At 71.3% G+C, this 8,362-nt stretch carries 5 protein-coding genes; 4 read left to right on the top strand and 1 reads right to left on the bottom strand.

Annotated elements, in window-relative coordinates; all coding sequences use genetic code 11:
• A partial coding sequence (locus CCN51_RS09725) for a LacI family DNA-binding transcriptional regulator (protein WP_086859446.1) occupies nt 1-895 on the top strand: 895 nt, incomplete at its 5' end.
• A gap of 22 nt (nt 896-917) precedes the next feature.
• Nucleotides 918-2,927, top strand: a complete 2,010-nt coding sequence (locus CCN51_RS09720) for a DUF2264 domain-containing protein (RefSeq protein WP_014181716.1) — start codon at nt 918-920, stop codon at nt 2,925-2,927.
• Here CCN51_RS09720 and CCN51_RS09715 read toward each other — a convergent pair.
• On the bottom strand, nt 2,924-4,576 hold the full coding sequence (locus CCN51_RS09715) for a cellulase family glycosylhydrolase (protein WP_014181715.1): 1,653 nt from the start codon (nt 4,574-4,576) through the stop codon (nt 2,924-2,926). The genes CCN51_RS09720 and CCN51_RS09715 overlap by 4 nt on opposite strands.
• Before the next feature lie 320 nt (nt 4,577-4,896).
• On the opposite strand from CCN51_RS09715, the gene CCN51_RS09710 reads away from it, so the two are divergent.
• Nucleotides 4,897-7,758, top strand: coding sequence for a hypothetical protein (locus CCN51_RS09710; RefSeq protein WP_014181714.1), 2,862 nt, complete (start codon nt 4,897-4,899; stop codon nt 7,756-7,758).
• Between the two features lie 171 nt (nt 7,759-7,929).
• The coding region (locus CCN51_RS09705; RefSeq protein ID WP_483883436.1) for a GAP1-N2 domain-containing protein at nt 7,930-8,362 on the top strand (433 nt) is incomplete at its 3' end.

Here is an 8,362-nt window from a genome sequence, read left to right as displayed (position 1 = left end):
CCATGCCCGCGCCCTGGTCGGCGGCGGCCGCAAGATGGTCGCCGTCGTCGTGCGCCAGGTCACCAATCCCTTCTACGCGCAGGTCGCCGAGGGTGTCGAGGCGGAGGCGACGGCCCACGGCCTGCTGTGCCTGGTCGGCTCCACCGGCGGCGATCCGCAGCGGGAGATGGAGTTTGTACAGCTCATGCGGGAGGAGGGCGCCAGCGTGGTCATCCTGGCGGGCGGTGTCGTCGAGGACGACGCCTACCGGGAACGGGTGGCCCACTACGCCCACGCCCTGGACGCCGCCGGCTCCCGGCTGGTGCTGTGCGGCCGTCCCTCGCCCGACCCCGGCCTGCCGGCGCTGGTCGTCGTCTTCGACAACGAGGCCGGCGCCAGGGCCATCACCAGCCATCTGATCTCGACAGGACACCGGCGGATCGTGTTCCTGGGCGGACTGCCCGGCAACACGGCCCTGGACGCCCGTGTCGCCGGCTACCGGGCCGCGCTCGCCGCACACGGCCTGCCGGCCGAGTCCGCGCAGATCGTCGACTGCGGCCTTGGCCGCGCCGCCGGACACCGCGCCATGACCGAACTCCTCAAGGAGACAAGGGAGTTCACCGCGGTCTTCGCCGGGGACGACATGGTCGCCGCGGGCGCCCTGCGCGCCATCTCCGACGCCGGTCTGCGCGTCCCCGACGACATCTCCCTCGTCGGCTACAACGACATCCCCCTCGCCCAGGACTTCAACCCCCCGCTCACCACCGTCCACACCCCCGCCGAGCAACTGGGCCGGGCCGCCGTACGCCTGGCCCTGCGCGATCCCGAAGAGACCGCGGAGACCCGGCATGTGCTCGGCACCCACATCGTCGTACGCGACAGCGTGAGCCCGCCCCCGTCCGCACGCGCACAGTGACATACGGAGGACCCGACCCGGCATGACCGCGCCGCATCGTATCGTCGACACCGACCACCTGCCGCCCCCCGACCCCCGACGGTCGCCGTATACGGGCTACACCCGGGCCCACTGGGAGGCCACCGCCGACCACCTGCTCACCGCGCTCGTCCCGTACGCCTCACCCGGCCTCGCCCAGTACCGGCTCCCCGGCCCCGCCAGCTACGCCGGCGCCTGGTCGGACGGGCTCGAGGGCTATGCCCGCTCCTTCCTGCTCGCCGCCTTCCGCATCGCCGGGGCCGGCGGAACCGACGCCCCCGGGAGCGCCGACGGCTCCGGCGGCATTGCTGTTCAGCGGCTCATCGAGCGCTACGCCACCGGCCTCGCCACCGGCACCGACCCCCGCCACCCCGAGCGGTGGCCGCCCATCACAGACCGCGGCCAGCCCATGGTGGAGGCCGCGTCCATCGCGATCGCCCTGCACGAGACGCGCCCGTGGCTGTGGGACCGGCTGCCCGACCCCGTACGCCGGCGGACCGCCGCATGGCTCGGCGGTTTCGTGGGGGCCACCGCCAACGACTCCAACTGGCGTCTCTTCCAGGTCATCACCGAAGAGTTCCTCGCCTCCGTCGACGCCCCGCACAGCCGCGCCGAGATCGACGCGGGCCTGGCCCGCCTGGACGACTGGTACCGGGGCGGCGGCTGGTACACGGACGGCGACGGACGGAAATTCGACTACTACAACGCCTGGGCGCTGCATCTGTACCCCGTCCTGTGGGCGCGTATCGCCGGGCCCCGCGCCGACGCCGCCCTGGTCGCCGAACACCGGGCCCGCCTGCACACCTTCCTGGACACCCACCAGTACTTCTTCGGCTCCGACGGCGCCCCCGTCCACCAGGGCCGCTCCCTCACCTACCGCTATGCCACCACCGCGCCCCTGTGGGCGGGCGCCCTCACCGACGCCACCCCGCTGCCGCCGGGCCGCACCCGCCGGCTGGCCTCCGGGGCTTTGAAACACTTCGCCGACCATGGCATACCCGATGCCAACGGCCTGCTGAGCCTGGGCTGGTACCGCCCCTTCCGCCCGGTCACCCAGCCCTACTCGGGCCCCGCCTCCCCCTACTGGGCGAGCAAGGCATTCCTCGGTCTGCTGCTCCCCGCCGACCACCCGGTGTGGACGGCGACCGAGGAACCCGGCCCCGTCGAGACCGCCGACCACTGCCTGGCCCTGCCCGCCCCGGGCTGGCTGCTGCACTCCACCGCGGCCGACGGGATCGTACGCCTGGTCAACCACGGCAGCGACCGGCTGCCACCCCCGCCCGCCGCCCCGCAGGACAGCCCGCACTACACCCGGCTGGCCTACTCCACCGCCACCGCGCCGGAGACCCCGCCCGGCGACGAACCGCCCGGCCCCGACAACCACATCGCGCTGCTGGCGGCCTCGGGCCCGTCCCGCCGGGGCCGTATCCACCCGCTGTACGCCGAAGGCCGTCGCGCCGCCTCATGGCACGCCCCGCTCGTCCCGGAGGGCGCGGAACACACGGGCTCAGCCTCGCGCATCGCCACGGCCGGCCTCGTGCACGGCCCCTGGGAGGTGCGGGTGCACCATGTCCAGGCCCCGCCCGGCACCTCCGTACGCGAAGGCGGCTGGGCCGTGGCCTGCGACACCGCCTCACCCGCCGCGGACACCGGCCCCGGCTGGGCACTGGCCCGCCGCAACGACGGCCTGACCACCGCGCTCGTGGGCCTGCTCGGCTGGGAGAGCGAGGACGGGCCGCCGCGCGGAACGGTGGCGCGGGCGCGGGACCACAACGCCTACGGCCGCCACTCGGCGACCCCCCTGCTCACCCTGGACCGGCATCCGGGCGGCACCTGGTTGCTGGTGACGCTGGTCCTCCTCACGGCCGACCCCGCCGTGTACCGCGATATCGATGCCGTACGCTCGGGCGCCCGCGCCGGTGTGACACCGGACGGCTCCGTGGAGATCCGCTTCCCGGACGGGGTGGTCGAACGGGTACGGGCGGACGCCCTCACGACTTCCCAGGATCGCTAGCCGGTGGCGCAGGAGCTGCCGCTGAGTGTGAAGGCGGTCGGCGCGGAGTTGGTGGCGCCCCTGTTGCCGGTGAAGCCGACGGTGACCGAACCGCCGACGGGGATGGTGGCGGTGTAGGCGGCGGGCGTGACGGTCACCGCGGCACCGCTCTGCTGCGGTGTGCCGCCCCACATGTTGGTGATGGTCTGGCCGTTGGCGAAGGAGAACCCCAAGGTCCAGCCGCTGATGGCGGTGGAGCCGGTGTTACGGATGGAGATCTCGCCCTGGAAGCCGCTGCCCCAGTCGCCCACGACGCGGTAGCCGACCGAACAGCCCGCCCCGGAGCCGCCGCCCGCCTCGGTGGTGACGCCGACCGTGGCCGAGCGGGCCGAGCGGTTGCCGGCCGCGTCCCGGGCGTAGACGGCGAAGGTGTAGGAAGTGGCGGCGGTCAGGCCGGTGATGCTCGCGCTGGTGCCGGTCGAGGTGGCGACCCTCGTCTCGGTGCCGCCGCTGACACGGACGATGTCATAGGCGGCGACACCGACGTTGTCGGTGGCGGCGGGCCAGGTGAGGGTGGCTGAGGTGGCTGTCACGGCCGAGGCGGTCGGGGTGCCGGGGGTGGTCGGGGCCTGGGTGTCGCCGCCGGAGCCACCGCTGTAGACGGTGGCCTCGCGGGAGGTCTGGGCGATGCCGTTGGGGCCGTTGAAGACGCGCTTGCCCCAGTCGGTGAGCTTGTTGGGGTCGAAGTCGGTGGTCATGTCCAGGATCGGATCGGTGTTTCCGCTCCAGGACCAGGCCAGATAGCCGAGCTTCAGCTGCTGGGCGGCGGCCATCATGGTGTTCTCGTCGGGGTCGCCGTACTGGTCGGGGGGTCCGCCGAACTCGCCGATGAGGATGGGCAGCCGGGCGCTGACGAAGGCGTTCAGATAGTCGGTGATCTCCTGCGCCGTGTCGTAGACGCTGTACATATGGATGGAGAAGATCAGGTTGCCGGTGGTGTCGGCCTTGTAGACGGTCTGCGCGTTGTCGCGCATGACGTTCTGCCAGTCCTGGCCCCAGTTGGGGGCGTCGACCATGATCGTGTGCTGGAACCCGGCGTTGCGCAGCTTCTGGATGGCGGCGGTGGTGGGTGCGGTCCAGCCGGCGGGGTTGGTGTTGCCCCAGGGCTCATTGCCGATGTTGATGACGATGTAGTTCTCTTCGCCGGTGAGCACGCTCTTGAGGCCGATCCAGTAGTCGGCCGCCTGGTCGAGCGAGGCGGCCGCGGACTCCTCGCCGTAGCCGGTGGTGTCGTGCACCTCCAGTACGCAGATCAGCCGGTTGGCCTTGCACTGGGCGACGATGGAGGCGACGTCCTCGGGGCTGTTCTTGGTCCAGCGATGGCCGTTGGAGAGGACGACGCGGACGGTGTTGGCGCCCAGCGCCTTGATGTCGGCCAGCGACTGGGTCTCGCCCGGGTACCAGGTGTGGGCGTGGTTGACGCCGCGCATGATGAAATCGTTGCCGTTGCCCTCCAGCAGCCGCCCGTCGCTGATGTGGAGGCCGGTGGCCAGCGGGGCACGCTTCTCGGCTGCCTGGGGGGCGGCTTGGGCGGTCGGGCCGAGGCCCACGATCCCGAGGAGGCCGGCCAGTAGGGCCAGCAGAATGGCCGGCGGTCTCGTTCGTCTCATCGCGACTCCAAGAAGTGAGCACCTGACGGCTGACGCGGGCGAGGAACTGGGAGCGCTCCCATCAATGCATCGCACCCGGGACACGTCAAGGTCTCCGACGGGAGCCGGGCCGCCGGAAAGGGTCATCCGCCGTGCCACATCAGGACATTGGGTCCCGCCGGGGACGCGAGGGACTGTTCGCTTTTAATCGCCATATACAGCACTGCTTTGGTGTTTACTTAACGAGAAGGACTGGTTCTACGCCGCCTTGACCAGCGCGCGGACGACCAGTCGTAGGCGTGCCCGCTACGGGCACAGGCCAACGGGGGGAGCAACCGGATATGACCACGCCCACGCCCGTCCTCACGGCGCTCGCGATCTACGAAGCCGGCAAGAAGGCGTACGAGGCATACCAGGGCATCGTCGCGTTCGTCAGCCTCGGCAGGGAGGACCCCACTCCCGAAGAGGAGATCCTGGCCAAACTGGACGTGCTGCACCAGGATTTCGTCGCCCTCCAGGGGCGGTTCGACGAAGTACTCGAAGCCGTCAAGCAGGCGGTCAGGGTCGAGCAGCAGGCGTATGTCCTGGGCCTGCAGCGCGACTTGGACGGCCTGCGCGGACGGGCCCGCACGGCCATGGACGAGCTCAACAGCTGGGTCGCCGGCGGGCGCAAGGACCCGCTGCTGCGGTCCAGCGCCGACGACAACTCACGGATCGCCGCGAATACGCTGCTGGAAGGCGACTCCTTCTTCTACCGGCCGGATCCCAACTCCACCGAAAGCGTCTTCGACCACCGGCTGGCGTACATCGCGTATGTCTATGCGCTGACCGTCCGGTTCGGTGTGATCGCCGGGCTCAATCCGCAGTACCGCGAGGACAGGCTGGCCCGCGAGGAGCTGACCCGGCACGCGGCGCGGCTCGACTGGGTGTTCCAGCATGCCGATCAGGCCATCGAACCGTACACCGGCGGCAGTGTGGACCCCGCCGGAAGCTACTTCGTCGGCTACCAGTGCGTGGACCGCATCACCGGCTTCGACACGGGGCACGACGACACCGGGTGGCGCCCGGGAGGGCAGGCCGAGTACGACGACGCCAGGGCCTACTACGCCGACCAGCTCCGCGCCGATATGCGGGTCAGGGTCGGTCTGGCCAAACTCATGGCCTTCCACGACACCGTGGCCTACTGGGCCAAGGACCCGCGCACGCCCGGATGGTCCCCCTGGATGCCGGTCGAGGTGCCGGACACCATGGCGGCCGTGACCGCCGCGTCGGACCGGACGGGGCGCACCGTGCTGGTGTGGCGGGATCCGAAGAAGGTACAGCTGCGCGCCACGTCCTACGACTCCACCGCGACCGCACCGGCCTGGAAGCCGTCGGTGGCCATCAGCGCGGAGAACGCGGTGCGGGAGGACCCCAAGCCTCGCGCGCTGTCTTCAGGGCCGGGCCTGGTCACGGTCCTGTGGCAGGGCAAGGACGGCAGCATCTACGCCACGCGCACCGACTCCCGGCAGCCCACCGGATGGCTGGCCGCCCCGGTCAAGGTGAGCGGCGACTCAACCGACATCTCGTATGCCGAGGCCGCCGCCACACCTGGCTCGGTCGTCGTGGTGTGGCGCGACAATGGGACCCTCACGCTGATGGCCGCGTTCCAGGACGCCACGGGAGCGTGGGGCGCGCCACAGCCGGCCACCCCGGCGGGCGCCGTGTCGCTGGGCTCGGATCTCACGGTGGTCTGTCCGTCGCCCGGGGTGGTGATGGCGATCTGGACCATGAACGAGCATACGGTCCACAGCGTCACCTACGACTCCCATGCGACCACCCCCGCCTGGAGCGCCCCCGCGCAGATCGCCGAGTTCCCCGGCTCCGACTTTCCGGCGACCATTCACGCCGCGGGCACCGGCGACGGAAAGGCCGACGTGGTCTGGCAGGGCAAGTTCGGGGCCATGTGGAACATCCACTACGACGGAGGCTGGAGCGCGCCGGTCGAGATCACCCCGCAGCACCTCACCATTTGGGGCCAGCCCTACACGATCGTCCCGGCGGTGACCGGGGACCGGCGGCTCAACCTCTTCTGGCAGGGCCGGGACAGCCGCGTGCAGACCATCTACCGCGATCCTCAGCAGCCCGCGTGGACGGCGCCGCTGCGGCTCGGACAGCCGTGGTGGTCGTACGCCGAGCTCGCCGCGGTGCCGATGACGGCGGGGAGCGTATCGCTCTACCGGGTCGACTTCGGCAGCGAGATCGGTGAGGTGCAGAAGCTTCTGACCTCCTTCTACGACACGGCGACGCCGAGCGCGTCGGCCCGCCTCGCGGATGCACGGGCCCTGATGACGAGGGCGCAGACGCTGTGGAACCTCCCCGGCCCGCTGCGCGAGGAGGCCATCGCCCGGGCGGCCGACGGGCTCGCCATCGCCCGTGAGGTCGTGGCGCAGGACCCCGGCTACCGTGCGACGCTCGCGTCGTGGCTGGTGGTCCCCGTGGGCACCTATCTGTTGGCCGCCGGTCACTACGACGAGGCCGTCGCCCGTCTGCAGGAGGCGCTGGGCCTGTACGACGCGTTGATCCAGGAGCAGCCCGATTCCGACGACCTCGCGTACAAGAAGGCCGTGACGCTGGTCAATCTGGCACAGGCCCTGTGGGCGAAGCCCGACCACACCCAGGGCGCCCAGCGTGCCGTCGAGGCGACCGATCTGCTCCGCAAGCTCACCGCCAAGAAGCCCAGCTACCGGGCCGGGCTCGCGTCGTGGCTGGTGTTCCCCGCGGGCACCTATCTGTTGGGCACGCGCCGCTACGACGAGGCGATCGCCCGTGAGCAGGAGGCGCTGGGGCTGTACGACACATTGCTCCAGGAGCAGCCCGGCTCCGACGAGCTCGCGTACAAGAAAGCCTGGACGCTGGTCAATCTGGCACAGGCCCTGTGGGGCAAGCCCGACCACGCCCAGAGCGCCCAGCGCGCCGTCCAGGCGACCGATCTGCTCCGCAAGCTCGCGGCCAAGGACCCCAAGTACCGTCCCGGTCTTGGCAACTGGCTGCTGTGGCCGACGATTCCGTATCTGCGCCAGTCCGGCCAGCGGGACCAGGCCCTTACCCGGGCGCAGGAGGCCGTGGACATCTTCACCGCGCTCAATGGCACCGATCCCGCGACCTATGGGCCGAAGCTGGACCAGGCGAAGAAGCTGCTCGCCGACATCCAGGCCGGCTAGCGGGCCCGCTGGGACCGGCCCCGCGCCGGTCCCAGCGGTGCGCCGCCACCGCCCCGGGCGAACCTGGGGACTCCGCCACCACAGAGGTGGATCTGCTGTGATAATCCTTCTTCACAGTCAACGGTGAGCAGGGGAGCGGGCGGTGGTGCTGGAGCCGTGGAGGCCCGGAAGATGAACCTGGCGCAGCTGCATTACACCTCGGCGCCCCCGGGGCCCGATGGATCCGGAGTCCGGTTCACCGCGGTCAGCCCCGCGGTGCCGGCGTCGCTGCTCGGGGAGGTCGAGCAGCTGATCGGATACGGACCGCCAGATGACGCGCCCCCGCGTCCCTCCGGTTCCGAACGTGCCTCGTCTCCGGAGACGTTCAGCTACAGCCGGCTCTCCGACGGCAGCGGGCTGCTGGCCCGTACCGTCCATACGGGAGCCGACCACAGCGGACGCCGGGGCGCCCTCCATGGCCATGCCGTGTATCTGCCCACGGGTGCGTCGCTGCCGGGCGGCGCGCTGCCCATCACCGCCTGGGGTTCCCCGCAGTGGGCCGCCCGCGCGCCCGAGGGCGGGGTCCCGGAGCCGCTGGAGGCGCTGACCGCCTCGGGGCGTCTGA

It is taken from the genome of Streptomyces milbemycinicus (assembly GCF_002154605.1).
GTDB classification, from domain to species: Bacteria; Actinomycetota; Actinomycetes; order Streptomycetales; family Streptomycetaceae; genus Streptomyces; species Streptomyces milbemycinicus.
This window is presented reverse-complemented; position numbering and strand designations above follow the sequence as displayed.

What these genes read in the sequence shown, in the direction of transcription:
- CCN51_RS09720 (WP_014181716.1), top strand. Translation starts at nt 918, where the DNA reads ATGACCGCGCCGCATCGTATCGTCGACACCGACCACCTGCCGCCCCCC.
- CCN51_RS09715 (WP_014181715.1), bottom strand. Translation starts at nt 4,576, where the DNA reads ATGAGACGAACGAGACCGCCGGCCATTCTGCTGGCCCTACTGGCCGGC.
- CCN51_RS09710 (WP_014181714.1), top strand. Translation starts at nt 4,897, where the DNA reads ATGACCACGCCCACGCCCGTCCTCACGGCGCTCGCGATCTACGAAGCC.